Origin of the sequence: Mesorhizobium loti R88b (assembly GCF_013170845.1) — a bacterium.
GTDB classification, from domain to species: domain Bacteria; phylum Pseudomonadota; class Alphaproteobacteria; order Rhizobiales; family Rhizobiaceae; genus Mesorhizobium; species Mesorhizobium loti_B.
Genome location: NZ_CP033367.1, coordinates 3,497,677 through 3,522,492 on the forward strand (window position 1 = coordinate 3,497,677; position 24,816 = coordinate 3,522,492).

General features: G+C 63.6%; 25 protein-coding genes. 12 read left to right on the forward strand and 13 right to left on the reverse strand.

The window, feature by feature from the left end:
- Window positions 1-210 precede the first annotated feature (210 nt).
- The 5 genes from EB235_RS17150 to EB235_RS17170 are packed head-to-tail and all read left to right on the forward strand — an operon-like array spanning window position 211 to window position 5,267.
- Window positions 211-1,059 carry a metallophosphoesterase family protein gene (locus tag EB235_RS17150; RefSeq protein WP_027029838.1) on the forward strand — a complete coding sequence of 283 codons (849 nt, stop codon included), beginning with the start codon at window positions 211-213 and terminating at the stop codon, window positions 1,057-1,059.
- Window positions 1,056-2,213 carry an ABC transporter ATP-binding protein gene (locus EB235_RS17155; RefSeq protein WP_027029837.1) on the forward strand — a complete coding sequence of 386 codons (1,158 nt, stop codon included), beginning with the start codon at window positions 1,056-1,058 and terminating at the stop codon, window positions 2,211-2,213. Before EB235_RS17150 ends, EB235_RS17155 begins: the two co-directional genes overlap by 4 nt.
- A complete protein-coding gene (locus EB235_RS17160) occupies window positions 2,206-3,129 on the forward strand; it encodes a carbohydrate ABC transporter permease (protein WP_027029836.1) in 924 nt (307 codons plus the stop codon). Before EB235_RS17155 ends, EB235_RS17160 begins: the two co-directional genes overlap by 8 nt.
- Complete coding sequence (locus EB235_RS17165) at window positions 3,126-3,962, forward strand: carbohydrate ABC transporter permease (protein WP_027029835.1); 837 nt, start codon at window positions 3,126-3,128, stop codon at window positions 3,960-3,962. Before EB235_RS17160 ends, EB235_RS17165 begins: the two co-directional genes overlap by 4 nt.
- A gap of 39 nt (window positions 3,963-4,001) precedes the next feature.
- Window positions 4,002-5,267 carry an ABC transporter substrate-binding protein gene (locus tag EB235_RS17170; RefSeq protein ID WP_027029834.1) on the forward strand — a complete coding sequence of 422 codons (1,266 nt, stop codon included), beginning with the start codon at window positions 4,002-4,004 and terminating at the stop codon, window positions 5,265-5,267.
- Window positions 5,268-5,313: 46 nt separating this feature from the next.
- On the opposite strand, the gene EB235_RS17175 is transcribed toward EB235_RS17170, so the two are convergent.
- From EB235_RS17175 to EB235_RS17225, 11 genes are all read right to left on the reverse strand, one after another.
- Window positions 5,314-6,201 (reverse strand): amidohydrolase family protein, encoded by an 888-nt coding sequence (locus EB235_RS17175; RefSeq protein ID WP_027029833.1) that lies wholly within the window; start codon window positions 6,199-6,201, stop codon window positions 5,314-5,316.
- Window positions 6,201-7,412 (reverse strand): vWA domain-containing protein, encoded by a 1,212-nt coding sequence (locus EB235_RS17180; RefSeq protein WP_432431139.1) that lies wholly within the window; start codon window positions 7,410-7,412, stop codon window positions 6,201-6,203. The genes EB235_RS17175 and EB235_RS17180 overlap by 1 nt, the downstream gene beginning before the upstream one ends.
- Window positions 7,412-8,293 carry an AAA family ATPase gene (locus tag EB235_RS17185; RefSeq protein WP_027029831.1) on the reverse strand — a complete coding sequence of 294 codons (882 nt, stop codon included), beginning with the start codon at window positions 8,291-8,293 and terminating at the stop codon, window positions 7,412-7,414. Before EB235_RS17185 ends, EB235_RS17180 begins: the two co-directional genes overlap by 1 nt.
- Before the next feature lie 8 nt (window positions 8,294-8,301).
- Entirely contained in the window at window positions 8,302-9,306 is a 1,005-nt protein-coding gene (locus EB235_RS35105; protein ID WP_027029830.1) for a xanthine dehydrogenase family protein molybdopterin-binding subunit, read from the reverse strand.
- A 1-nt stretch (window position 9,307) separates the two neighbouring features.
- Entirely contained in the window at window positions 9,308-10,675 is a 1,368-nt protein-coding gene (locus tag EB235_RS35110; RefSeq protein ID WP_027029829.1) for a xanthine dehydrogenase family protein molybdopterin-binding subunit, read from the reverse strand.
- An 11-nt stretch (window positions 10,676-10,686) separates the two neighbouring features.
- Window positions 10,687-11,169, reverse strand: a complete 483-nt coding sequence (locus tag EB235_RS17200) for a (2Fe-2S)-binding protein (RefSeq protein WP_027029828.1) — start codon at window positions 11,167-11,169, stop codon at window positions 10,687-10,689.
- A gap of 61 nt (window positions 11,170-11,230) precedes the next feature.
- On the reverse strand, window positions 11,231-12,025 hold the full coding sequence (locus EB235_RS17205) for an FAD binding domain-containing protein (RefSeq protein ID WP_027029827.1): 795 nt from the start codon (window positions 12,023-12,025) through the stop codon (window positions 11,231-11,233).
- Between the two features lie 11 nt (window positions 12,026-12,036).
- Entirely contained in the window at window positions 12,037-12,480 is a 444-nt protein-coding gene (locus EB235_RS17210; protein WP_027029826.1) for an SRPBCC family protein, read from the reverse strand.
- Between the two features lie 111 nt (window positions 12,481-12,591).
- Entirely contained in the window at window positions 12,592-13,419 is an 828-nt protein-coding gene (locus EB235_RS17215; protein ID WP_027029825.1) for an AraC family transcriptional regulator, read from the reverse strand.
- Window positions 13,420-13,601: 182 nt separating this feature from the next.
- Window positions 13,602-14,600, reverse strand: a complete 999-nt coding sequence (locus EB235_RS17220) for an ABC transporter permease (protein ID WP_027029824.1) — start codon at window positions 14,598-14,600, stop codon at window positions 13,602-13,604.
- A gap of 36 nt (window positions 14,601-14,636) precedes the next feature.
- On the reverse strand, window positions 14,637-15,377 hold the full coding sequence (locus tag EB235_RS17225) for an ATP-binding cassette domain-containing protein (protein ID WP_027029823.1): 741 nt from the start codon (window positions 15,375-15,377) through the stop codon (window positions 14,637-14,639).
- A 490-nt stretch (window positions 15,378-15,867) separates the two neighbouring features.
- On the opposite strand from EB235_RS17225, the gene EB235_RS17230 reads away from it, so the two are divergent.
- Together EB235_RS17230 and EB235_RS17235 are read left to right on the forward strand one after the other, a co-directional pair.
- Complete coding sequence (locus tag EB235_RS17230; RefSeq protein ID WP_027029822.1) at window positions 15,868-16,857, forward strand: sugar-binding protein; 990 nt, start codon at window positions 15,868-15,870, stop codon at window positions 16,855-16,857.
- Between the two features lie 182 nt (window positions 16,858-17,039).
- Window positions 17,040-17,822: a FadR/GntR family transcriptional regulator gene (locus EB235_RS17235; RefSeq protein ID WP_027029821.1), complete on the forward strand. Its 783-nt coding sequence runs from the start codon at window positions 17,040-17,042 to the stop codon at window positions 17,820-17,822.
- A gap of 96 nt (window positions 17,823-17,918) precedes the next feature.
- Here the strand turns inward: EB235_RS17235 and EB235_RS17240 are convergent, their stop codons facing one another.
- Window positions 17,919-18,857 carry an NAD(P)-dependent oxidoreductase gene (locus EB235_RS17240; protein ID WP_027029820.1) on the reverse strand — a complete coding sequence of 313 codons (939 nt, stop codon included), beginning with the start codon at window positions 18,855-18,857 and terminating at the stop codon, window positions 17,919-17,921.
- 119 nt (window positions 18,858-18,976) lie between these two features.
- On the opposite strand from EB235_RS17240, the gene EB235_RS17245 reads away from it, so the two are divergent.
- On the forward strand, window positions 18,977-19,867 hold the full coding sequence (locus EB235_RS17245; RefSeq protein ID WP_027029819.1) for an NAD-dependent epimerase/dehydratase family protein: 891 nt from the start codon (window positions 18,977-18,979) through the stop codon (window positions 19,865-19,867).
- Between the two features lie 108 nt (window positions 19,868-19,975).
- Window positions 19,976-20,752, forward strand: a complete 777-nt coding sequence (locus tag EB235_RS17250) for a FadR/GntR family transcriptional regulator (RefSeq protein ID WP_027029818.1) — start codon at window positions 19,976-19,978, stop codon at window positions 20,750-20,752.
- Window positions 20,753-20,757: 5 nt separating this feature from the next.
- On the opposite strand, the gene EB235_RS35285 is transcribed toward EB235_RS17250, so the two are convergent.
- Window positions 20,758-20,967: a DUF3175 domain-containing protein gene (locus tag EB235_RS35285; protein ID WP_032925433.1), complete on the reverse strand. Its 210-nt coding sequence runs from the start codon at window positions 20,965-20,967 to the stop codon at window positions 20,758-20,760.
- On the opposite strand from EB235_RS35285, the gene EB235_RS17260 reads away from it, so the two are divergent.
- The 3 genes from EB235_RS17260 (at window position 20,930) to EB235_RS17270 (ending at window position 24,782) form a co-directional block, all read left to right on the forward strand.
- Window positions 20,930-22,159, forward strand: a complete 1,230-nt coding sequence (locus EB235_RS17260; protein ID WP_027029817.1) for an MFS transporter — start codon at window positions 20,930-20,932, stop codon at window positions 22,157-22,159. The two genes, EB235_RS35285 and EB235_RS17260, sit on opposite strands and share 38 nt — an antisense overlap.
- A gap of 158 nt (window positions 22,160-22,317) precedes the next feature.
- A complete protein-coding gene (locus EB235_RS17265) occupies window positions 22,318-23,346 on the forward strand; it encodes a LacI family DNA-binding transcriptional regulator (RefSeq protein WP_027029816.1) in 1,029 nt (342 codons plus the stop codon).
- A 308-nt stretch (window positions 23,347-23,654) separates the two neighbouring features.
- On the forward strand, window positions 23,655-24,782 hold the full coding sequence (locus tag EB235_RS17270; protein ID WP_027029815.1) for a sugar ABC transporter substrate-binding protein: 1,128 nt from the start codon (window positions 23,655-23,657) through the stop codon (window positions 24,780-24,782).
- The last annotated feature ends 34 nt before the right edge of the window (window positions 24,783-24,816 follow it).

The following is a 24,816-nucleotide window of genomic DNA, read 5'->3' on the forward strand; positions in this document are numbered from 1 at the left end:
GCGGCCGATGTGTAATCGAACTGCGGCAAACGCCTGAAATCTATTCGGTTTCCCGCGCTGCGGCGATCTTCGCTGAGCCTCTTCGTCGGCAGCTGTTCGCAATTGCACAATTTATCCCAGCCGCTGTTAAGGAAGTGACATGGAACGGCACTAAGGAAGCCCCATGCGATGCCGCTCGCCTGGGGGCGCGGCTCGCATGGTGGAGCCGGCATGAAAATCGTTCAGATCACAGACACCCATTTCAGCCCGACCAAGCCGCACTTCAACGGCAATTGGCAGCCGCTCGCCGCCTGGATCGAGCAGAGCGGCGCCGACCTTGTCATCCACACCGGTGACCTCAGCGTCGACGGTGCCGACAGGGACGACGACATCGCCTTCTGCATGGACCTGATGCGGGAAATCACCAAGCCGATGCTGCTGGTACCCGGCAATCACGATGTCGGTCATCTCCCGGGTTCCCTGCAGCCGGTCAATGCCGGACGCCTCGAGCGCTGGCGCCGGCTGGTCGGCCCGGATTACTGGATGGAGGACACTGGCAACTGGCGTTTTATCGGGCTCGACAGCCTGCTGATGGGTTTTGACGATGCCGAGGACGAGGCGCAGTTCGACTGGCTGCGGACCGTGCTGGAAAGTCGGGGCGGCCGGCGCGTCGCGATGTTCGCTCACAAGCCGCTGTTCATCGATGAGCCCGGCGAGGGCGATACCGGCTACTGGAGCGTCAGGCCGGCCCAGCGCCAGCGCCTCTACGATCTGATAGCGGCTCACGATGTCGCGCTGTTTGCAAGCGGCCACCTGCACCGGGCTTGGCAAGGCCAATACGAAAACACGTCGCTGGTATGGGGGCCGTCGGCCGCCTTCGTCGTCGGCGACATGGAGCGCGACATGCCGGGCGAGCGGCTGCTTGGCGCCGTGATTCATCAATTCGGGCATCAATCCGGCGACACGGTCGCCAGCGAGATTGTCGCCATCCCCGGCATGACTATCTATGCCCTCGATGACGTCGTTGCCGAGGTCTATCCGCACGAGGCGCACAAGGTTCGAAAGCGGGTCGCGTCATGAGCGCGCTGTCGCTTCGCGGTCTCAAAAAATCCTTCGGCGGCAACGTCATTCTGAATGGCGTGAGCCTCGATGCCGAAGCCGGCGAATTCATCGCTCTGGTCGGTCCTTCCGGGTGCGGCAAGAGCACCTTGCTGCGCATCCTGGCCGGTCTCGATCACGCCGACAGCGGCGACATCTTCGTCGATGGCAGGGACATGTCGCCGGTTGCCGCGGCCGACCGCAACATCGCCATGGTGTTTCAGTCCTACGCGCTTTACCCGCATTTGACGGCCGGCCAGAACATTGCCGTGCCGCTTGCCATGAAGCGGCTGAGCGGGTCGCAGCGCCTGCCGCTGGTCGGCTCGCTGCTGCCCGGCCAGAAAGCGATCCGCACCGGCATTGCGCGCGATGTCCGCGAAATGGCTGCCTTGCTCAAGATCGACCATCTGCTCGATCGCAAGCCGGGACAGATGTCGGGCGGCCAGCGGCAACGCGTGGCGCTCGCACGCGCCATGGTGCGGCAGCCCAGCATCTTCCTGATGGACGAGCCGCTCTCCAATCTCGATGCCAATCTGCGCGTTCATGCCCGCGGCGAGATCGTCGAACTGCACCGCCGTGCCGGCGTGCCGACGCTTTATGTGACGCATGACCAGGCCGAGGCGCTTTCAATGGCCGACCGCGTCGCGGTGATGATCGGCGGCAATCTGCTGCAGCTCGCCGCGCCCGAAATCATCTACAATGATCCCGCCCATATCGAGGTCGCGCGTTTCGTCGGCCAGCCGAGGATCAACATCATCCCGGCGCAGGCCGAAAACGGCCGTGTCGTGTTCGAAGGCATCCGGCTGGCCTTGCTGGAGAAAGTGGCGAACGGCCCGGTCAGCCTCGGCATCCGGCCCGAATTCGTCAAACTGTCCCCCAGCGGGCGCAGTGGCCTTGCCGGGCGGATCGAGCGCCTCGAATTCCTCGGCTCGGAAGTCATTGCCCACTGCCGACTCGACGCCTCCGACGACAGCGTCATCGCCAAGCTGGCGCCGCATGAGGCGAGGGACCTGATCGCCGGAATGCCGGTAGGCATCCTTCTGCCCCCCGAACAAGCGATGGTCTTCGGGCCGGAGGGACGGCGGCTGCGCATGGCGGATGTGGCAGGCGCGCGGCAGGAGCCGGCCTATGTCTAGCGTCGCGCTGGCGGGTCACATCCCGAGCGCCGCAGCACTGCGTCAGCGCAGCGAGAACCGGACCGCCTGGCTGCTGGCGGCGCCGGCCATCGTGCTGTTGCTGCTGTTCGTGCTGTTGCCCGTGGCTGCCGTCATCTTCCTTGGCTTCACCGACTTTGAACTCGGCTACGGCAAGTTTCGCTTCGTCGGTTTCGAGAATTACGCCCATCTCCTGAGCGACCGCACCTTTCGCCGGTCGTTGTGGAACACGTCGGTCTACACGGCGATCGTCGCGCCGGTCTCGATCGTGCTTGGCCTCGGCGTTGCCATCCTGATCGAAGGCGAGGGGCGGGCGCGCGGCTTTTTCCGCACCGTCTACTTCCTGCCGGTCGCCTCGCTGATCGTCGCCATGGCGACCGTCTGGCAATACATCTTCCATCCGACGATCGGGCCGCTCAACGCACTGCTTTCGCTGGCCGGCATTCCAGGCCCGAACTGGCTCGGCGCGTCGAACACGGTGCTCTACAGCCTGTCGATCATCGGCATCTGGCAGTCGGTCGGCTTCAACATGGTGCTGTTCCTGGCGGGCCTGACGGCGATCCCGCGCGAGCTCTATGCCGCCGCGCACGTCGACGGCGCGAAATCGGCACTCGATCGGTTCTTCCTGGTCACCTGGCCGATGCTTGGGCCGACGACGCTGTTCGTCGTCACCATCAGCATCACCAATGCGGTGAAGGTTTTCGAAACGGTGAAGATGCTGACCGATGGCGGCCCCAACAAGGCGTCGGAAGTGCTGCTTTTCACCATCTACCAGGAAGGCTTCGTCTATCTGCGCGTCGGCTACGCCTCGGCGATGACAGTCGTCTTCCTGGCGATCCTGGTCGTGCTGATGCTTCTGCAATACCGCGTGCTCGACCGAAGGGTGCACTACACATGAACAGCACCGCCATTCCGGCCGGCCGCATCATCCGCTTCGCGCTGCTTTCGCTCGGTGCGCTGATGATCCTTGCGCCCTACATCTTCATGATCTCGACGGCGGGCAAGACGCAGAGCGACATCTTCACCTCGTCGCTGACGCTCATCCCGCAGCATTTCTACTTCGCCGAGAATTTCGCCAAGGCGTTTGCCAAGGTGCCGATGGCGACGCTGCTGTGGAACGGCGTCGTCGTCTGCGGCCTGATCTTCTTCTTCCAGGTCGTGGTCGCGATCCCGTGCGCCTATGCGATGGCCAAGCTGAAATTCCACGCCGCGCGGCTGATGATGGTGCTCGTCATGCTCGGCCTGCTGGTGCCGATCCATGCCACCGCGCTGCCGCTCTATGTCGCCTTCGACAGGATGTCGCTGCTCAACAGCTACACCTCGCTGGTCGCACCCTTCACCATATCGGTGTTCGCGATCTTCATGTTCCTGCAGTTCTTCCGCGCCATGCCCGACGACCTGCTGCACGCCGCACGGCTCGACGGTATGTCCGAACTCGGCATCATCGCCCGCGTCATCGTCCCCAATGCGTGGCCGGCGGTCACTGCGTTTGCGATCTTTTCCGTCGTCGCGCACTGGAACGATCTCTACTGGCCGCTGATCGTCGTCAGCAAGCAGGCCTACGCCACGCCGCCGCTCGGCCTGATGTATTTCCGGGCCGCGGAAGCCGGCGACGACTACGGCGCGCTGATGGCCGCCACGCTGATCATCACCCTTCCTCTCGTCGCCGCCTTCCTGCTCGCGCAGAAGCGCTTCGTCGAGGGCATCACCATGACCGGTCTCAAAGGCTGATCTGCCTACAACCAATTGGGCCAACAAGGAGCAGGAGCAATGAAGCATTTTTCCAGGATTTTCGCCGCAGCGGCGGTGTCGCTGGCGGCGGCCCTTCCGGCCTATGCCGAAACGACGCTGACGGTTCACTATCCGATGCCCGGTTTCTTCAAGAACGTGATGGACACGATCTCGAAGAAGTTCATGGAGGAAAATCCCGACATCAAGATCCAGTTCGCCAGCCCGTCGGCGACCTATGAAGAAGGTATCCAGACCATTCTTCGCCAAGCCGGCACCGACGAGATGCCCGACATCACCTTCATCGGCCTCAACCGCTTGCGCATGCTCAATGAGCGGGACGTTGCCGTCGATCTCGGCCCGCTGGTCAAGAAGGAAGGCAACATGGCGGAGCTCGGCTTCTCCGACACGATCCTGAAGCTGGCACAGGTCAACGGCAAGCAGGTGGGCCTCGCCTTCGCGACGTCCAACCCGATCATGTATTACAATGCAGACCTTGTGAAGGCGGCCGGTGGCGATCCCGACAATCCGCCCAAGACCTGGGACGAGGTCATTGCGCTTGGCGGTAAGATCAAGGCGCTTGGCAACGGCGTCGACGGCATCGATTTCCGCTGGCAGGGCGACGACTGGATGTTCTCGGCGCTGCTGTTCGGCGCCGGCGGCAAGATGCTGAACGAGGACGAAAGCAAGGTCGCCTTCAACGGGCCGGAAGGCGAGAAGGCGATGGAGATTCTCGAGCGGATGGTGAAGGAGGGCGGCATGCCGGTCTTCACCAAGCCGGCGGGCGAGCAGGCCTTCGCGGCCGGCAAGGTCGGCTTCGAATTCCAGACCACGGGTGCTTTGGTCAACACGATCAAGAATGTCGGTGACAAGTTCACGCTGCGCACCGCCAAGATCCCGCTGATCGATCCGGTCAACGGCCATCTGCCGACCGGCGGCAATGCCGTGGTCATCCTGACCAAGGACGCGGCCAAGCAGGACGCCGCCTGGAAGTTCGCGAAATTCGCCGCCGGCCCCTATGGCGCTTCCGTCGTCGTGCCCGGCACAGGCTATGTTCCCAACAATGAGCTGGCTGCGAAGTCTCCTGACTATCTCGGCGATTTCTACAAGAAGAACCCGCTCTTCCAGGCCGGGCTCAGCCAGATGCCGCTGATGGTTCCGTGGTACGCTTTCCCGGGCACCAATGGCGTGAAGGTAACGCAGACGATCGTCGACAATCTGTCGCGCATCGTCGACCAGTCGGCCACGCCCAAGGAAGCGCTCACCGACGCGGCCAGCGATGTCGAAGGCATGCTGCCGACGCAGTAAGGGTTTTCCAGAGCAGCCGCCGCGCCAGCGCGGCGGCTGCTCTGTATCAGAAGGGCCTGTAAACCTTCTCCGCCGTGTTCCAGAAGATATCGGCCTCGGCCGTCGTGCCGTGCTTCGCCACCGCATTGCGGTGCGCCCTGATGAGCTCGACGTGGCTGGTCCAGAGCTTCTCGATCGGGAAGTTCGAGCCGAACATCAGATGGTCCGCGCCCAGGATATCGATCGCGTTGTCGATGATGTAGGCGATCAGGGCCGGATCGTTGCGATGGACGAAGGTGCCGAGACCGGACAGCTTTGCGTAGAAATTGGGTGCTGCCGACAGCGTGCGCAGGCCGGCTTTCCAGGCCTCTGTGGTTTCCGGCTCCATACCGGTCAGCATGCCGGCATGGGTGAGGATGAAATTGGTTTGCGGGTTTTCGCCGACCAGCGTCAGTCCGTCCTTCATCTGGGCAGGGAAGAGCTGCAGGTCGAACGATAGTCCGTAATCCTTCAGCCTCGCCACGTTGGCTCGCACTTTCGGATCGATGACCTGATCGGCAGAGGCGGCGAAGCGGAAGGCCGGCGTTTCGTGCCAGTGGAGTTGCATGCGCACGCCGCGCAACAGCTTGTATTTCGTCAGCCGGTCGATCTGCGGCCTGACATCGTCGACCGTCATGTCGGCATAGCCGACGATGGCGTGCGGCCAGCCGGTTTCATCAGCGGTCTTCTGCAGGAAGGCGACTTCCTTCTCGAAATCCTCCTTGGCCCAGTTGGTCTGGACATAGACCGCCTTTTCGACGGCCGAGCCTTTCTGATCTTCAAGGAATTCCCCGATCGGATAGTCGCGGCGGATCGGTTCGTAGGGGCCGAAGATGCGCGGCACCATCGGGCCGACCAGCCAGGGCTGATCCTTCTGGCGCCAGATGTGGAAATGCGCGTCGATGGCTTTCTGCATCACGATACCCTTTTCCAGATTGTCGATGCCGCCGGGGCAGGGCGGGCAAGCGACAGGATGAAATCGGTGAGGCTTTTTACCGACGAGCCGTCGATGAGGTCGTCGAGGTCAGGCAGGATGGCGCGAAGCGCCGCCGTGGCCGGCCGGAAGCGCGGGTCGCTGGCCAAGGGAGTCGCCAGCGACAGCCGGAAGGCGCGCGCGCTCAGCCTTCGCATCGCCGTCTCCAACTCGCCATGGCCGCCACGCTCCAGCGCGTCGGAGAGGATGACGATCGCGGCGCCGCGCGCGAAGGACGAGAAGCGCGGCACCGAGAGAAAGGCCAGTAATGTCGGTCCCATGCGGGTGCCGCCGTCCCAGTCGTCGACCTGGGCGGCCGCGCGTGCCAGCGCCTGATCGCGGTCGCGAATGCGCAATGCCGTGGTGATGCGGGTCAGCCGCGTGCCGAACGTGAAGATCTCGGCGCGGTCGGCGCCTTGCACGGCGGCATGCGCTAGCTTGAGGTAGTCCGCCGTGTGCAGTTTCATCGAGCCGGAGACATCGATCAGCAGCAGCAGCTTGCGCGGCACGCTCTGGCGGCGGCGCAGCAGCGGCGAGGGCACATCGCCATCGGCGCTGACGATTTCCCGGAGCGACCGGCGCAGGTCGAGCTTGCCGCGCGAAGGGGTGCGCACGGTGCGGAAGGAGCGGCGGGCGGGCAGGGCGGCGGAGAGTTTGCGGCGGAAGGCGGTCAGCCTGTCGTCGTCGCGCTGGAAATCGCGGGTGCTCAATTGCTCCAGAGCGGAGGATAGCTCGCCGCCTTCCTGGCTTTGCTCGGTCTCGGTCCGCTCGTCATCGGCGCCGCCATCGTCCTTGATGCGGGTTTCCTCGTCGGCATCGCCTTCGACCACGGCTGAAGTGTTGTCGTAGAAATGGCTCTGGAAATGCGCTTCGAATTCGTCGCGGCGGTCGGGCGGTGGTGCTAGCGTGGCAAGGGCGGCCTCGCGGATGTCGGCCATCGAGCGGGGGCCGAGCAGTGTCACGGCCTGCATGAAGTTGGAGATTTGCTCGGGTGCGACGGCGAGGCCGTAGCGGCGCAGCAGGCGGGCAAAGCCGAGCAGGGGGGCCGCGGCGCGGGGGAAGCTTTCCAGTCTCCGCTGGCGATGCCCCTCATCCGCCCCTTCGGGGCACCTTCTCCCCGTGGACGGGGAGAAGGGATTGTCGACGTCCCGCATCACCCCATCGCCTCCTCGACAATCCGGCCAAGCTCCGGCGCGATGTAGGACAAATCTTCCTCGTCCTTGATCAGCACACCAATGGCGCGGCGGAAGGCTTCCGGCCAAGGGCTGCCGCCTTTTTCGAGGATGGTGGCGGCGTTGGCCCATTCGACCGCCTCGGCGATGCCGGGCGGCTTGGCCAGTGGTCGAGCGCGGATGGTTTGCACCGCTGTGGCGACAGCGCGCGCGGTGGCCCCGGCCACATCGCCGGCGCGCAGCATGATGATGGCGGCCTCGCGCTCGGCATCAGGATAGCCGATCCAGTGGTAGACGCAGCGCCGTCGCAGCGCCTCGGCGAGTTCGCGGGTGCGGTTCGAGGTCAGGATGACGATCGGCTGGGCGGCAGCGCGGATTGTGCCGCGCTCGGGAATACTGATCTGGAAGTCGGAGAGGAATTCGAGCAGCAGCGCCTCGAATTCATGGTCGGAACGGTCGATCTCGTCGACCAGCAGCACGCGCTGCTCGGGCGCCCGCAACACCTGCAGCAACGGCCGGGCAATGAGAAAACGGTCGTCATAAATGTCGATCTCATGATCGCCGGCATGGCGGATGGCGAGCAGCTGGCGCTGGTAGTTCCACTCGTAGAGCGCGTGTGCTGCATCGATGCCTTCGTAGCATTGCAGCCGCACCAGATCGCGGCCGAGAAATTCGGCGATTGCCTTCGCCGCTTCCGTCTTGCCGACGCCGGGCGCGCCTTCGAGCAGAAGCGGCTTGCCCAGCCGGATGGCCAGGAAGATGGCTGTCGCCAGGCTGTCATCAGCCAGATAGCGCGAGGCGGCGAGATGCTGCGCCACCGCCTCCGGCGAGGTCGCGACCGTCTCAGCGCTTGTCCCGTTCATTTCGATCCTCAGTTCGTCGCTTGCGCCTTGAGCGCGCGCAAGATGCGCTCCGGCGTGATCGGCAACGTGTCGATGCGCACGCCGACGGCGTCGAAGACGGCATTGGCGACGGCGGGGATTTGCGGGTTGGCACACATTTCGCCTGGCCCCTTGGCGCCGTAGGGTCCGTCGGCGGAAGGCCGCTCCAGCACGATGATCTCGGTCTCGGCGAGATCGCCGGGGCCTGGCATGAGATATTGGTTGAAGTCGGTGCCGCCATGATCGCGGTTGGGATAATAGGGCTCGGTCGTTTCGTAGAGCGCGTGGCTGATGCCCATCCAGGAGCCGCCGACCAGTTGCTGCTCGACCATTTTCGGGTTCAGCGCGCGGCCGATCTCGAAGACGTTCTTCACCGTCAGCACGGTGACCTCGCCGGTCTCGTCATCGACCTCGACTTCGGCCACCGTGCAGGCATGCGCGTAGCAGGTCGACGGCTTCATCGCGCCGGTCTCTTTCTCCGGATAGGAGCGCGGGATCAGGAACATGCCGCGCCCCGAGATCGAGCGGCCACGCTTGAAATGCGCCGACAGTGCGACGTCGAAGATCGAGATCGACTTCTGCGGCGCGCCCTTGACCAGGATGTTGCCCTGGCCGTCGGTATCGAGGTCGGAGGCGTTCACTTCCAGCTCCTCGGCCGCCACTTCCAGCATCACCTGGCGGGCTTCCTTGGCGGCCTGGATGACGGCATTGCCGGCGCGGTGCGTGCCGCGCGAGGCGAAGGTGCCCATGCAGTGTGGGCCGGTGTCGGTGTCGGCGGTGTCGACGACGACGCGGTCGGTCGGCACGCCGATGGTTTCGGCGCAGATCTGCGCCATGATCTGCTTCATGCCCTGGCCGAGATCGACCGACGACAGCGTCACCATGAAATTGCCGGTCGGCGTCGAATGCACCAGCGCTTGCGTCGGGTCGCCGCCGAGGTTCATGCCCGTGGGATAGTTGATCGCGGCAACGCCGCGTCCACGCCGGATCGCCATCTCAAGCTCCGTTCTTGTAGGAGGACATCGCCATGTATTTTTCCGCCACAGGCCAGTTGGCGGCACGCGAGGCTTCCTGCATGCATTCGATCAGGGCCGCGCCCTCGGTCGGCTGGCGATGCGCCTTCATGTCGCCGTCGCGATAGGCGTTGATGAAGCGGAATTCGAGCGGGTCCATGCCGATCAGCCGCGCCAGCTTGTCCATCTGCACCTCCAGCGCGAAGTCGCCGATTGTGACGCCGAAGCCGCGCATGGCCGATGACGGCGTGCGGTTGGTGTAGACGCAATAGGTGTCGATCCAGACATTGGGGATGGTGTAGGGGCCGGGGTAGTGGCCGGCACCCTTCTGCGCGCCATAGGGCGAATGCCGCGAATAGGCGCCGGCATCGGTATAGCCGGTGACTTTCCGCGCGACGATGCGGCCGTCCTTCATGACGCCATCCTTGATAACGACCTTTTCGGCCGCGCGCGGCGAGGAGATCTGCATCTCCTCCTCACGGCTGTAGATGAAGGATACCGGCCTGCCGGTGAGTTTGGCGCCGAGGATAGCGATCGGCTCGACGATGACGTCGACCTTGCCGCCAAAACCGCCACCGACGGTGCCGCCGACGAAGTGCAATTTGCTGCCGGGCATCTGCAAGATGATCGAGGTGTTGTCCAGGGTGAAGAACATCGCCTGCGTGTTGGTGTAGCAGGTGAAGCGGTCATTGCCCTCGGGCATCACCACGCAACCGGTGGTCTCGGTCGGCGCATGCTCGATCGGCGAGGACTGGTAGCTCTGCTCCAATATGTGGTCGGCGCCGGCAAAGCCCGCCTCGACATCACCAAAACGCACCTTGCGGCATTCGCCGCTGTCATAGAGATAATAGTTCTGGCCATGATATTCGTTGACCAAAGGCGCGCCGGGCTTCAGCGCTTCCTCCATGTCGAAGACGGCCGGCAGCACCTCGTAGTCGACCTTGACCTTGGCGGCGGCTTCCTGGGCAGCGCGCTCGGTTTCGGCCAGCACCGCCACCACGGCCTCGCCCTTCCAGCGCACCTTGCCGTCGGCCAGCACCGTCTCGTCCTCCGGTCCGACCTGGATCAGGATCAGGATGGTGTAGACGTTGTGCGGCACGTCCTTGGCGGTCAGCACCTTGACCACGCCCGGATGTTTTTCGGCTTCCGAGGTGTCGATCGAGCGGATGCGCGCATGGTGATGTGGGCTGCGCACCATCTTCAAATGCAGCATGCCGGGAAAGTTGCGGTCGGCGAAATAGGCTGTCTTGCCGGTGACATGGCCGGGTGAGTCCGAACGCGGACGGGGCTGGCCTATCTCGTGCAGATCGTCCTTGCGGACATCGGCGAAATAGCTCTTGCGCAGTTCCATTCTTCTGGTCCTCAGGCCGCGTTTTGCGAATTGGCGCGAGCGGCCGTGAGCACCGCCTGGATGATCGGCTCGTAGCCGGTGCAGCGGCATATGTTGCCCGACAGCGCCTCGACCACTTCGTCGCGGCTTGGGTTGGGCGTGTGGTCGAGCAGCACCTTAGCGGCCATGATCATGCCCGGCGTGCAGAAACCGCATTGCGTGGCAAAGGTGTCGAGGAAGGCGCGCTGCAGCGGATGCAAGACGCCACTTTCCGATAGTCCCGACGTCGTGGTGATTGTTGTCCCGTTGCAAGCTTCAGCCAGTGTCAGGCAGGACAGCCGAAGCTCTCCGTCGATGATGACCGAGCAGGCGCCGCAGGTTCCCTGGTGGCAGCCGCCTTTCGGCGAGGTGTCACCGATCTTGTCGCGCAACGTGTTGAGCAGCGTCGTGCCGCCATCAATGAATTCGGCTTTTTCGGAGCCGTTGAGCGTGAACTGGACCGGGACCTTCGCCATGTTTCCTCCTTGCGCGCCTGCCCGACGGATCGGACAGGCGCGCGCCCCCCAACGGGTGATTTCAGGTCAGCAGCAGCCGGCCGAGATGGACCGGCAGGACTTCAGCGCGATACCAGGCGCTGGCGATCGGATCGGTGATCGGCGCGGTGCCTTCAGTGACTGCGGCCAGCGCTGCCGCGATGCCGTCCTGGTCGAGCGCCTTTCCCGCGAGCGCTTTTTCCGCCGCCCTGGCGCGCATCGGCCGGTCGGCCATGCAGCCAAGCGCGATGCGCGACGAAGACACGGTGCCGTCGGCAGCCTGTTCCAGAACGGCGGCGATGCTGAGCACCGAGACGCCCTTGGGCTTGACCCGCGACACTTTCAGGAAGCGGAAGCTGTCGGCCTTCGGCAACGTGAAGCTGACTGACGTGACGATGGCACAGCTGTCGTTCCGCCCAGCCAGAAACGTCTCGATAGGCAATTCGCCATCATCGGTGCTGACCATGGCGTCGAGCGCCAGCAAGGCAACGGCGAAGTCGCCATAGGGCGCCGGCGCGAACAGATTGCCGCCGATCGTCGCCATGTTGCGGATCGCCGGGCCGCCGACGGCGCGGGAGGCCTTGGCGAGCGCGCCAAGATCCGGATGGCGGGCGATGGCCGCCATCGTCACCGAGGCACCGATGCGGATCTTGCCGCCGGAGACCACGATGGCCGACAAAGCCGGGTCGGTCGACCTGACAAGGCCGGAAACCGAAACATCGCCTTCATTCGCCGCGCGGACCACGAGCGTGCCGCCGCCGAGATAGCGGGTGCCGGCCGACTTCAGCGCCACGTTCGCGTCCTTAACCGTTGCAAAAGTCTGGAGTGCCAGCGCCATGGCCCGCTCCTTCAGCTCCGGCTGGCAAAATGGCTTTTCAGCGCATTGAAGCCGCCCTGGAAGACGTTGGCGCCCATGCCCGCGGCGATCTTGTCGGCTTCTTCGGGGGGCGCATCGAAGCTGGCGGTCCATTCGGCATAGGTACGATCGCCATCGGTGACACGGCGCAATTGCAGCGTTGCCTTGTGGTTGGTGAGCGGCTGCGGCGTTTCCAGGATGGAATAGCTGACGAGGAAGTTCTCATCGGAGAAGTCGAGCAGCTTTTCACGGATGCGCGCACCGCTGGCGAGCTCGAAATTGCGCACGCAGCCGATCGTTGAGGCGTCCTTGCCGTCCTCGATATGGCTCTCGACCATGCGCGGATGCCAGCCCGGCAGGCCGTTGAAATCGCGTATGCGCGACCAGACCTTTTCGACCGGCGCGTCGATGACGCTGGAGATGGTGACTTTGGCCATATCGGTGTCCCTCGCGAATAATCGTTGCGGCAAGGGTAGGGCGGTGATGGCGGCGGCGCTTATCAATGCGTCTTGAGCGCGTATCAAGCAGTCTGAAAAAGGACTGGCGGTTCAGGCCGTTGCCCGCGCCGCCTCACGGTAAAGCGTCGGTGGCACGCCGACATGGTCGCGGAAGAAGCGCGAGAAATTGCCTTGGGTGGTGAAGCCGAGATTGCAGGCGACCGAGATCAGCGGCTCCTGCGACCACTGCAGCTGCCGTACCGCTTCTTCCATACGCAGCGTGTTCCAGTAGACGTTGGGCGTCAGATTGGTCTGTTCCTTGAACAAAGCGAAGAAATGCGGCCGCGACAGGCCGACGCTGCGCGCCACATCGTCGAAGGAGATGCGCTCGCAGACATTGGCCCGCATCAGCTGGATCGCCTTGCGGACGCGGAAATCCTGCATGGTGTTGATGCGGGTGCGCGCCTCGTGCGGCGCCGACGCGTCGGCGGCGTCAAGCACTGAGTCGATGAAGCGCTCGATCTCGTAGTTGGCGATGTCGTCGACGCTTTCATTGTCGGTCAGATGGTCGAGCAGGCTGGCGGCGGCCTGGTGCAGCCAGGGCTCCAGCGTGATCGCCGCCTGCGAAAACAGCGGCGCGGAAGAGGGCAGGTCGCGTCGCCGCCGCGCCCAGTCCGGGTCGATATAGAAGGCGAGGAACAGGCCCGACCTGCCGTTCTGCGACAGGACGTGCCTGTGCGGCTGGAAGGAATTGATGCCGGCGGCGGTGTGTGGTCCAAGCTTAACCGTTTCGCGGCCGATGGTCATCTCGCCGGCGGTGCCTTCGAGCCAGATGATCAGATGTGCCTCGACATGGGCATGGGTGACGAAGTCGCTTGCGACATTCAGGACAGAAACATGTCCGAACCGGCCCCAGTAGAGCCTGATCGCGTCCGTCATGGGCATATCCTCCCGCAGACGACCGGCCTCCCTTCGCCTGCAAGGAGATTGTGCGGCTGAGTTCGGGCACACGTCAAGGTGCGGGTCCCCCGGCCGGCTTGCCTGACGTGGCGTACGGCCGGATTTTCAGACTGAGCGATAGGAACCAAAGTGAATAACGCTTTGATTCCTGCATGGATACGTCAGTCGCTGCGCCTGAAGTTGCGGATGCGGTCGAACAGCACTGCCAGCAGGATGGCGCCGCCGATGAACACGCCTTGCCAGAAGGCGTTGATGCCGAGCAGGCCAAGGCTGTTGCGGATCACCTCGATGAGGGCAGCACCGACAATGGCGCCAAAGGCGGTGCCGACACCGCCGGCCAGATTGGCGCCGCCAATGACGGTGGCGGCAATGACCTGCAGCTCCATGCCGGTGCCGAGATTGGTGGTGACCGCACCCAGCCAACCGGTCTGGATGATGCCGGCAATGCCGGCCGCCAGCGCCGAAATCATGTAGACCGCGACCTTGATCGGCTTCACCGGGACGCCGGTCAGCGTTGCCGCGTGCTCGTTGCCGCCAATGGCGAAAATGTGGCGGCCAAATTTTGTCCAGCGCAGCACGAAGCCGGTGATCAGCGCCAGAACGATGGTGTAGAGCACCGGATTGGCAATGCCGAACACCCAGGCCCCACCGCCGAGTGCCAGCAGCTTGGCGTGGTCGGGCCCGAACTGGAAGACGACGGTGTTGTTGGAGGCAACCATGGCCAGGCTGCGGGCGATGGACAGCATGCCAAGTGTGACCACAAAGGGTGGAAATCCGATATAGGCGATCAGGATGCCGTTGAAGGCGCCGATGGCAAGCGCGGTGGCGATCGAGGCCAGGATGCCGATTTCGATCGAGTAGCCGGCATGCATGGTGACGGCCAGCACCATTGACGACAGGCACAGCACAGAACCAACCGACAGGTCGATGCCGCCGGTGATGATGACGAACGTCATGCCGAGCGCGATGATAGCGACGAAGGTGACATTACGGGTGATGTTGTAGAGGTTCTTCGAGGTGGCGAAGGCGTCGGTGGCAAACGACAGGAACAGGCAGGCGAGGATCACGGCTATCACCACCCAGAAGGTCTGGCTGGCGAACATCCTTGTCAGCAAGGATTGCTGCTTTTGCACGATCGGCTGGTCAATTGTCAGTGCCATCGTCGACCTTTACCCCATAGAGAAAACGCTTGAAAATCAGACCTGTTCGATGGCGCCGGTGATCAGCCCTGTGACTTCCTCGGGCGAGCTCGACGCGATCGTCTTGTCGGCCACCTTGCGACCGCGCCGCATGACGATGACGCGGTCGGCGACGTCGAAGACGTCGGGCATGCGGTGGCTGATCAGCACGACTGATATACCCTGGTCGCGCAGCCGGCGGATCAGGTTCAGGACCTCGGCCACCTGCCTGACGGAAATTGCCGCGGTCGGCTCGTCCATCAGCACGATCTTGGCCTGCGACAACCTGGTGCGGGCGATCGCCACCGCCTGGCGCTGGCCGCCGGACATCTGCTTGACGAGGTCGCGCGGCCGGGTCTCGGACTTCAGCTCGGCGAAGATTTGGCCGGCGCGCTTGTACATCGCGGCATAGTCGAGAATGCGGAACGGACCGATGCCGCGCCGCAACTCGCGGCCGAGATAGACGTTCGCCGCCGCGGTCAGATTGTTGCAGAGCGCGAGGTCCTGGTGGACGATCTCGATGCCGTGCTGGCGCGCCTCGACCGGCTTGTGCAGGATCAGTTCCTTGTCGTCCATGCGCATCGAGCCGTGGCTCGGCCGGAAATTGCCGGCGATCATCTTGACCAGCGTCGACTTGCCGGCGCCGTTGTCGCCCATCAGGCCGACGACCTGGCCGGGCTCGATCGACAGCGACACGTCGTTGACCGCCTGGATGGCGCCGAAATGCTTCGAAATATTCGTGAGTTCGAGAACCGCCACCAGCCTGTTGCCTCCCTATGCCTGCCTGCTTTCCCGGTCGACCGGGCGCGGCTTTCGCGGCGCTCTTCCAGCTCCTCCCGGAAGCAGCGCTGACGCGCATCTACGCAAATGCCCGCGCGGGCGTCAATTGTCAGACGAATAAGAACCGGCAATTGTCGGAGAAATAAGGTCGACGACTTCCGCGACGCGGGTTCTGCCATTTCGAAAAATCTGTTTTGTAGGACAAATGGCATTGACGTTGGCTTCGCGCCGTTATTAGCTGAGTGCTGGAGGAGTACTCTACCGACCCTGTTGGCGGTTTGCCGCGCGAGGTCTGGTGGAAATTGTCGGTCCTTGCCAGCCCACTCTGGATCTGGCTGACCGAACTGAAAAATGCTTATCGGCCTGGCTTGATGATACGAGCGCTCGCATAACGATCCTCTGTCATCGCTTCCGGGTTGGTCTGTGTGGCGGACACGCCGTGTCCGTCTGTTTCCAAGGGAGGACTGATATGAGGAAAACAGTTTTGCTTGCCGCCGTCGCCGCCATGGCGCTGGGCGCCGGGCCGGCTTTGGCCAAGAAGCAACTCGTCATCGTGGTGAAAGGTCTCGACAATCCATTCTTCGAAGCCATCCACCAGGGTTGTGAGAAGTGGAACAAGGAAAACGCCAGCTCGGAATATGAATGCTTCTACACCGGACCGGCATCGACTTCCGACGAGGCCGGCGAGGCGCAGATCGTCCAGGATATGCTGAGCAAGGCCGATACGGTAGCGATGGCGATTTCGCCGTCCAATGCGCCGCTGATCGCGCAGACGATCAAGACCGCCAATCCGACGATCCCGATCATGACCATCGACGCCGACCTCGCCAAGGAGGATGCAGCCCTTCGCAAGACCTATCTCGGCACCGACAACTATCTGATGGGCAAGAAGATTGGCGAGTACATCAAGAAGGGCAAGCCGAACGGCGGTACGATCTGCACCATCGAAGGCAATCCTGCGGCTGACAACATCCTGCGCCGCGCGCAAGGCATGCGTGACGCGCTGTCGGGCAAGGAAGGCCTCGCGGCACTTGCCGGCGAAGGCGGCTGGACCGAAGTCGCCGGCTGCCCGGTGTTCACCAATGACGATGGCGCCAAGGGCGTGCAGGCGATGACCGACATCCTCGCCGCCAACCCGAAGCTCGATGCCTTCGGCATCATGGGCGGCTGGCCGCTGTTCGGCGCGCCGCAGCCCTATCGCGACCTGATCGGACCGCTAAAGGACCGTCTGGCCAAGAACGACTTCGTCATTGGCGCCGCCGACACGATCGGCGACGAAGTGGCGATCGCCCGGGATGGGCTTGTGACCGCTCTCGTCGGCCAGCGGCCGTTCGAAATGGGCTACAAGGCGCCTTCGGTGATGATCGATCTCATCAAGGGCACCAAGGTCGCCGATCCGGTGTTCACCGGCCTTGATGAATGCACCAAGGACACGGTCGACACCTGCATCCAGAAGTAGTTTTAAGATGACGGGGCGCCCGGCAGCCGGGCGCCCCGTCAATTCCTCAATGAGACGCTGTGGCGGGGGCCAGAGGCTCCGGCTTTGACGCGTCCATGGTTTGGATTTTCGGCAACAGGATCGGCGCGCCGAGCGGGTTCGGATCCTTCCGGACGACAGACGGCCGACGCATTGGAACGTGGATGCCGGACGAGACGTCAAAGAAAAGAACCAACCGGGCCAAGGCGCAAGCCAACCGCGATCCGGTGGTCGTGCGCAGGGCGGATGCGGCGCACTTTCCTGGATCGAGCGTTCACGCCTCGCTCGCCAGCGAGATTGGTCTGCGGATCGTGCGCGGCGATTATCCGCCCGGCAGCATCCTGCCCAACGAGGCCAAATGGGCCGAAACCTTCAATGTCAGCCGCTCGGCGGTGCGCGAAGCGATCAAGATGCTGATGGCCAAGAGCCTTTTGGCATCACGTCCCAAGATCGGCAGCTGGGTCGAACCGAGGGAGCGCTGGAACCTGCTCGACCGCGACGTGCTTGCCTGGTACGCGACCGCACCCGACCGCGAAGCGTTCCTGCGCACCGTGCAGGAGTTCCGCCACATCATCGAACCGGAAGCGTCCGCCTTCGCCGCCATGCGGCGCAGCGACGAGCAAATGGCCGAGATCAGCCTGGCCTGCCGCGAGATGGGCGAGGCGGCAAACCTGCCGGAACGCATCCGCGCCGACACGCGCTTTCACCTCGCCATCCTGCGGGCCTCGGGCAACGACCTTCTGGTGCCGCTCGGTGTGCTGATCGAGTCCGCACTCGACCATCTCTTCGTCTTCACGACGCGCCAGGTCGGCGATCAGCGGCGGGCGCAGATGCTGCACGAGGCGATCGAGAAGGCCATTCGCCTCCAGCGGCCCGCTGCGGCTCGCAACGCCGTGCACAAGCTGCTCGCCGACACGGATGAAGGGATCGGAAGCCGGCGGCGGTGACGCTGGCTTGCGCCGGCCCTTCGCAGGCTCAGGGCCTTCGAAGTTCGAAAAGCCAAGCAATTGGCTTTTCGTCTGCTGCGCGGACCACTTCTCACTTCAAATCGTCTGCTTCTTGCCATCCTTCATCGGCATCAGGTCGACGCCGTTCACTTTGGCGATATGCGTTGCCAGCATCGGCACGAACTGTTCGGCGGGGCCGGTGGCATGGGCGCCAGCGAAGGAGTTCTTGGTGGCATTGCCGAGCGGGTTGGCGATGCCGGCGGCACCGGCCATGGACTCCAGATAGGTCAGGTCCTTGAAGGCGTTGGCGATGGTGAATTTGTGGGCGTCGCGGTCGCCTTCCAGCGTCCAGCGCATGAAGGTCTGGTAGAAGCCGCAATCCATGCGACCGTTGCGGATGACGCTGTCGAAACGCGGCGGTGAGATACCGACCTTTTCCGCCAGGGCCAGCGCCTCGGAATAGAGGGCGGCATAGCCCAGGGAGATGAAATTGTTGAGCAGCTTCATGCGGTGGCCGTCGCCGGTGTCGCCGATATGGACGATGCGCCCCGCCCAGGTTTCGATCACCGGCTTGACCCTGGCAAAGAGTGCGTCGGGCGCGCCGACCATGGCGTCGAGCGTGCCTTCCCAGGCCTCCTTCGGCGTGCGGCTCAGCGGCGCATCGACATAGTCGATGCCCAACGCCTTGAGCTCGGCTGCAAGGGCCACGGTCGAGACCGGGTCGGAGGTCGAACAGTCGACGACAACCGAGCCCTTCTTCAAGCCTTCCTTGAGGCCGCCGGGGCCGCGGATGATGGCTTCCACCTCGCGCGAACCGGTGACGCAGATGAAGACGATGTCGGATGCCGCCGCCACATCGCGGGAGGTCGCTGCTTCCTTGGCGCCACGGCCCAGCAGGTCCTCCGCCGGCTTGCGGTTCTTGCGGCCAAGGAATGTCAGGGGATAGCCCCTGTCGACGATGTTCTTGGCGATGCCGTGCCCCATCAGGCCTAGGCCGATGAAGCCGATATTTTCGCGCGCGGTGGTGGTGCTCATGACGTCGGTCCTATCCCGGATTATCGATAATGATGTAGCCGTTTTAGCCATATGTGGTTGCAGAACGCAATATTGTCTGACAATACACGTCAATTCCAGAGCCTGTCATGGAGACCAGAATGACGAAGCGGATCATGTTCACCGGCGGCAGCGGCAAGGCTGGGCGTCATGTCGTGCAATACCTTGTCGAACAAGGCCATCAGGTGCTCAACATCGACACCAAGCCGCTCGACAATCCCAAGGTGCGCACGCTGATCACCGACATCACCGACAGCGGGCAGGTGTTCAACGCGTTGTCGAGCTACATGGGCCTGCACGAATTCGACCCGTCGCTGCGCCCGCAGCCGGTCGATGCGGTTGTGCATTTCGCCGCCATCCCGCGCATCATGATCACGCCCGACAATGAGGTGTTCCGCATCAATGCGATGGGCACCTACAATGTTATCGAGGCGGCGGTGAAGCTCGGCATCCGCAAGGTGATCGTCGCCTCCAGTGAGACGACCTACGGCCTGGTGTTCGCCAACGAGCCGCGCGATCCCAAATATTTCCCGCTCGACGAGGAGTATGACGTCGATCCGATGGACAGTTATGCGCTGTCGAAGATCGTCAACGAGAAGACGGCTCGTGCCTTCGCGCAGCGCAATGGCACCGACATCTACGCCTTGCGCATCGGCAATGTCATCGAGCCGCATGAATATTCGCTGTTCCCGAAATGGTTCGCCGATCCGGGTTTCCGCAAGCGGATCGCCTGGAGCTATGTCGACGCGCGCGACCTCGGCCAGATCACGCTGCGCGCCATCGAAAAGGATGGCCTCGGCTATCAGGTCTTCAACGCCGCCAATGACGACACCTCGTCCGACCTGCCGACGGCTGAACTCCTGAAGCGGTTTTATCCCAACGTGCCGGTCAAGGCTGAACTTGGCGAATTCGAGACGCTGCTGTCGAACCGCAAGGCGCGCGACATGCTGGGTTTCCGCCCGGAGCACAACTGGCGCAAATATGTGAAGTAGGACCGGTGGGCGCTGGACAGCGGCCTGATCTGTGCACAGCGGACCCCTTTGGGGATGAACCCGCTTGCCGCGCTTGACAGCTTCCGTAAACCGGCCTTTCTGAAGTGTATGCGGGACGCGAAGCCGAACAAGGAAAAATCGCCGAAAAAGCCGGCAGCCGCCGAGCGGCCGGCCGGTGTTCGCCGGCCCGACGCGGCGCGCATTCCGGGCGCCAGCGTGCACGGCTCGCTGGCCAGTGAAATTGGCCTGCGGATCGTGCGCGGCGACTATCCGCCCGGCACCATCCTGCCCAATGAAGCGAAATGGTCGGAGACCTTCAGCGTCAGCCGCTCGGCGGTGCGCGAGGCGATCAAAATGCTGATGGCCAAGAGCCTGCTCGCGTCACGCCCCAAGATCGGCAGCTGGGTCGAGCCGAAGGAGCGCTGGAACCTGCTCGATCGCGATGTGCTCGCCTGGTACGCGACCTCGCCCGACCGCGAGGTGTTCCTGAAGACGGTGCAGGAATTCCGCCACATCATCGAGCCTGAGGCGACTGCCTTTGCCGCCATGCGGCGCACCGAAGAGCAGATGGCCGAGATCAGCCAGGCCTGCCGCGAGATGGGGGCGGCGACCAGCCTGCAGGAGCGCACCCGCGCCGACACGCGCTTTCATCTGGCCATCCTGCGTGCCTCGGGCAACGACCTGCTCGTGCCGCTCGGTGTGCTGATCGAATCCGCCTTCGATCATCTGTTCGCCTATACGACGCGGGCGGTCGACGATCTCAACCATGCGCAGAAGCTGCATGAGGCGATCGAGAAGAACATCCGCCTGCAGCGGCCCGACGCGGCGCGGGCGGCTGTGCGCAAGCTCCTGGCCAACACCGACCACGTCATCAAGTCGCGTTAGGCGGGTTAGTTTTCCTTGTCGCGGCCGAAAGCCACTCGCAGTTCGTCCTTGGCTGCCTCAAGCACCTTTTTGCGCGCGGCGGGAAGCTTCTTGCCGGCGCGGTTGCTGCGGGCTGAGAATGCACCGATACTGGTGCAAACGACGGCCGATTTTCGAGACCGCCGACAGGAAACGCCTTTGACCCGAACCGATCTGAGCCGGCCAAGCCCCGGCATCGACAGCTCCTACGCCTGGACGCGGCTGGCCATCTCGATGGTGCTGGCGACAATCGGCGCGGTCGGCATGTGGGCCGTCGTCGTCGTGCTGCCCGCCGTGCAGGCCGAATTCGGCGTCGACCGCGCCGCGGCGTCCATGCCCTACACCGCGACCATGGTGGGCTTTGCCGCCGGCAACGTGCTGGTCGGCCGTGCCATCGATCGTATAGGCTATTGGATCCCGGCGCTGATCTCTTCCGTCGCGCTCTCCGCCGGCCTCCTGCTCGCGGCGCTGTCGACCTCGATTCTGCAATTCACCCTTGCGCAAGGCGTGCTGATCGGTGTCGGCACGTCGGTGATCTTCGGACCGCTGATCGCCGACATCTCGCACTGGTTCAACCGCCGGCGCGGCGTCGCCGTCACGGCGGCGGCGGCCGGCAACTACCTCGCCGGAGCGCTCTGGCCAACCATCATGCCGACGCTGATCAAGGCGGAAGGCTGGCGCTTCACCTATGCGGCCATCGGCATCTTCTGCCTGGTCACCATGGTGCCGCTGGTGCTGCTGCTGCGGCGCGGGGCTCCGGACGCGGCCGCCGCAGGCTCGCCGGGAAGCCGGCCGGTGCAACCGATTCCGATGTCGCCAGCGGCGTTGCAGGGGCTGCTGGTCGTCGCCGGTCTCGGCTGCTGCGTGGCTATGTCGATGCCCCAGGTGCACATCGTCGCCTATTGCATGGATCTAGGCTACGGCATCGCACATGGCGCCGACATGCTGTCGATCATGATGGCGGCGGGCGTCGTCAGCCGGCTTGCTTCGGGTTTTATCGCCGACCGCATCGGCGGGGCGAAAACCTTGATCATCGGTTCCGTGCTGCAATGCCTGTCGCTGCTGTTTTACATCCCGTTCGACGGTCTTGCCTCGCTCTATGTCGTGTCGCTTGTGTTCGGCCTGTCGCAGGGCGGCATCGTGCCTTGCTACGCGATCATCGTGCGCGAATACCTGCCCGCCAAGGAGGCCGGGCAGCGTATCGGCATCGTCATGATGGCGACCATCTTCGGCATGGCGATCGGCGGCTGGATGTCAGGCTGGATCTACGACCTGACCGGTTCCTACGCTGCGGCATTTCTCAACGGCATCGCGTGGAATCTGCTGAACATACTGGCCATCGGGCTGTTCATGTGGAAGGCAAGGAACAGGGCCGTCATGGCCGCCTGAGGCAAGGGGCGGGCACGGCTCCTGGACATCCTCCGCTTGACAACGGACACGCAACTGCGCGACGCCAGAGGCCGAGGGGTGCGGCAACGGGCCGGTGAGATGGCGACAGCTGGGATGAATGTATTGCGGGCGCGCTTCGGCGGCTGCGAGCGGTGGCTTTGATCAAGCCGCGCTCGCGCCGGGGCGGCGGCCGCCCGACCATATCGGATGTCGCGCGCAAGGCCGGCGTCGGCGCCATCACCGTGTCGCGTGCGCTGCGCGAGCCGGAGCGTGTCTCCGAGGAATTGCGCCGACAGATCCAGGCCGCCATCGACGAGCTTGGCTATGTGCCGGACCCCAATGCGCGGGCGCTGGCCTCGGCGCGGGCCGAAGTGTTCGGCGTGCTGGTGCCGTCGCTCACCAACAACGTCTTCGCCGAAGTGGTGCGCGGCATCTATGACAGCCTGTCCGACAGTCCGTTCCGCATCCAGCTCGGCAACACGCACTATTCGGGACTGGAGGAAGAGCGGCTTTTGCAGGTGTTCGGCTCGCAGCGGCCGGCGGCACTGATCGTGGCCGGCATCGACCAGACGCCGACCTCGCGAAAACTGCTGGAAAATGCCGGCTGCCCGGTGGTGCAGGTCATGGAGACCGGACCCGAACCCGTCGACATGATGGTCGGCTTCTCGCATCTCGACGGCGGCAGGGCGGCGACCGAACATCTGATCGAGGCGGGATATCGGCGCATCGGCTTCATCGGCGCGCGCATGGACCCGCGTTCGCAGCGGCGCCTGGCCGGTTACCGCGCGGCGATGGAAAAAGCCGGCCTCTTCGACCCGCGCCTGGTCACCACCACGCCGGTGCTGTCCAGTGTGTCGCTCGGGCGCGAACTCTTCCGCGATGCGCTGGCCAAGATGCCGACACTCGACGGCGTGTTCTGCAACAATGACGACATCGCGCTCGGCGTGCTGTTCGAGTGCCATCGGGCCTCGATCGACGTGCCGAAGACGATCGGCATCGTCGGCTTCAACGATCTCGACATGATGCAGGTGGCCTTTCCCTCGATCACCAGCATCCGCACCTACCGCTACGAAATCGGCAGGCGCGCCGTCGCCATGGCACTGGCGGCAATCTCTGGCGACAGGCCGCAGGAGCGGATCGTCGACCTCGGCTTCGAGCTCAAACGCCGCGAGAGCACCGCACGCTGAACACGCTTTCGAGACCGCCCGCAAATGGCGCTTTACACAACGTCATGGTAGCGCTACCATTTTTATCGAGCGGGTATAACCACTTAGATGCTGAGCCTGTTTATTATACATAAGCAACAGCTCATGCTTGTTTATTATGTATAATATGATAGATTTCACCCCGCTGAAGGGGGGCGGCAGGGGGAGGGATCGCGGAGGCCTTCGGCACCTGGTAGGCGTGACTGGGCAAGGCGGAGGGGCCAGCCGGAAGCGCGAAAATTCCATAAAACTGAACAGACAAATCAGAACTGCAATCGGGAGGATTATCGATGATCAAGTCACTTGTTGGTGGCATCGTTGCCGCCACTGCATTCGTCATGTTGAGCTCGTCTGCGATTGCCGCAGGCCCTGAAATCGTCAAGGGCCCGGCTGCCGAGCCGGATTGCTTCTCACCCTGGGCCGCGGACACGCTGTTCTTCAAGTTCCCCAAGAAGGCCGGCCCATACCGCATTGCGCTCGCCAACGGCTATATCGCCAACACCTGGCGCATCCAGATGGTGCAGACCGCGAAGGCCTATGCCGCGCAGAAGGACGTCGCCGCGAAGCTGAAGGAATTCAAGGTCGTCTCGACCGGCGAAGACGTGCCGGCGCAGATTTCGGCGATCAACAACTTCATCGATTCCGGCTATGACGCCATCGTCGTCAACGCGCAGAACCCGACCGCATTCGGGCCCGTTATCAAGCGTGCCAAGGAAGCCGGCGTCGTGCTGGTTGCCTTCGACAATATCCTCGACACCAAAGACGCCATCAACGTCAACGTCGACCAGAAAGGCCTTGGCGAACTGTGGGGCAAGTGGCTCGTCACCCATGTGCCGAATGGCGGCAAGGTGCTCGAAGTGCGCGGCGTTGCCGGAACGTCGGTCGACACTGACCGCCACAATGGCATCCACGAGGTTCTCGACGCCTCCGGCAAGAAATGGGCGGTCACCGAGGTCGTCGGCAAGTGGGATGACGGCGTCGCGCAAAAGGCTTCGGCCGATGCGATCGCCACCAACGGCCCCTTCGACGGCGTCACGGGACAGGGCGGCGACACCGGCATCGTGCAGGCGATGATCGATGCCAAGCATCCGTTCGTGCCGTTCGGCGGCGAGACCGAGAACGGCTTCCGCAAGTTCTGCGCGGCCCACGCGGCCGACGGGTTGAAATGTTCGTCAGCCGGTACCGGCCCGGCGCAGGTGGCGGTTGCCATCAAGACCGCGATCGCAGCGCTTGAAGGCAATGTCGTCCCGCAGTCGGTCAAGCTGCCGCTGGCGATCGTCGAGGATCCCAACTTCAAGGCCGGTCAGGATTTCTTCCCCGACCAGTCCGACAATTTCTTCGTCGGTAATTCCTTCCCGACCTGCGGCATTAATTTTACTGCGCAGGAAATCATGGGTCAGACCAAGGCTGACCAGTAGGCTGTACACCCGGCGCCGCAGGATCTCCTGCGGC

Excerpts from the sequence above, each read along its gene's own strand:
- EB235_RS17150 (WP_027029838.1), top strand. The coding sequence starts at position 211 with ATGAAAATCGTTCAGATCACAGACACCCATTTCAGCCCGACCAAGCCG.
- EB235_RS17155 (WP_027029837.1), top strand. The coding sequence starts at position 1,056 with ATGAGCGCGCTGTCGCTTCGCGGTCTCAAAAAATCCTTCGGCGGCAAC.
- EB235_RS17160 (WP_027029836.1), top strand. The coding sequence starts at position 2,206 with ATGTCTAGCGTCGCGCTGGCGGGTCACATCCCGAGCGCCGCAGCACTG.
- EB235_RS17165 (WP_027029835.1), top strand. The coding sequence starts at position 3,126 with ATGAACAGCACCGCCATTCCGGCCGGCCGCATCATCCGCTTCGCGCTG.
- EB235_RS17170 (WP_027029834.1), top strand. The coding sequence starts at position 4,002 with ATGAAGCATTTTTCCAGGATTTTCGCCGCAGCGGCGGTGTCGCTGGCG.
- EB235_RS17175 (WP_027029833.1), bottom strand. The coding sequence starts at position 6,201 with ATGCAGAAAGCCATCGACGCGCATTTCCACATCTGGCGCCAGAAGGAT.
- EB235_RS17180 (WP_432431139.1), bottom strand. The coding sequence starts at position 7,412 with ATGCGGGACGTCGACAATCCCTTCTCCCCGTCCACGGGGAGAAGGTGC.
- EB235_RS17185 (WP_027029831.1), bottom strand. The coding sequence starts at position 8,293 with ATGAACGGGACAAGCGCTGAGACGGTCGCGACCTCGCCGGAGGCGGTG.
- EB235_RS35105 (WP_027029830.1), bottom strand. The coding sequence starts at position 9,306 with ATGGCGATCCGGCGTGGACGCGGCGTTGCCGCGATCAACTATCCCACG.
- EB235_RS35110 (WP_027029829.1), bottom strand. The coding sequence starts at position 10,675 with ATGGAACTGCGCAAGAGCTATTTCGCCGATGTCCGCAAGGACGATCTG.
- EB235_RS17200 (WP_027029828.1), bottom strand. The coding sequence starts at position 11,169 with ATGGCGAAGGTCCCGGTCCAGTTCACGCTCAACGGCTCCGAAAAAGCC.
- EB235_RS17205 (WP_027029827.1), bottom strand. The coding sequence starts at position 12,025 with ATGGCGCTGGCACTCCAGACTTTTGCAACGGTTAAGGACGCGAACGTG.
- EB235_RS17210 (WP_027029826.1), bottom strand. The coding sequence starts at position 12,480 with ATGGCCAAAGTCACCATCTCCAGCGTCATCGACGCGCCGGTCGAAAAG.
- EB235_RS17215 (WP_027029825.1), bottom strand. The coding sequence starts at position 13,419 with ATGACGGACGCGATCAGGCTCTACTGGGGCCGGTTCGGACATGTTTCT.
- EB235_RS17220 (WP_027029824.1), bottom strand. The coding sequence starts at position 14,600 with ATGGCACTGACAATTGACCAGCCGATCGTGCAAAAGCAGCAATCCTTG.
- EB235_RS17230 (WP_027029822.1), top strand. The coding sequence starts at position 15,868 with ATGAGGAAAACAGTTTTGCTTGCCGCCGTCGCCGCCATGGCGCTGGGC.
- EB235_RS17235 (WP_027029821.1), top strand. The coding sequence starts at position 17,040 with ATGCCGGACGAGACGTCAAAGAAAAGAACCAACCGGGCCAAGGCGCAA.
- EB235_RS17240 (WP_027029820.1), bottom strand. The coding sequence starts at position 18,857 with ATGAGCACCACCACCGCGCGCGAAAATATCGGCTTCATCGGCCTAGGC.
- EB235_RS17245 (WP_027029819.1), top strand. The coding sequence starts at position 18,977 with ATGACGAAGCGGATCATGTTCACCGGCGGCAGCGGCAAGGCTGGGCGT.
- EB235_RS17250 (WP_027029818.1), top strand. The coding sequence starts at position 19,976 with ATGCGGGACGCGAAGCCGAACAAGGAAAAATCGCCGAAAAAGCCGGCA.
- EB235_RS35285 (WP_032925433.1), bottom strand. The coding sequence starts at position 20,967 with ATGCCGGGGCTTGGCCGGCTCAGATCGGTTCGGGTCAAAGGCGTTTCC.
- EB235_RS17270 (WP_027029815.1), top strand. The coding sequence starts at position 23,655 with ATGATCAAGTCACTTGTTGGTGGCATCGTTGCCGCCACTGCATTCGTC.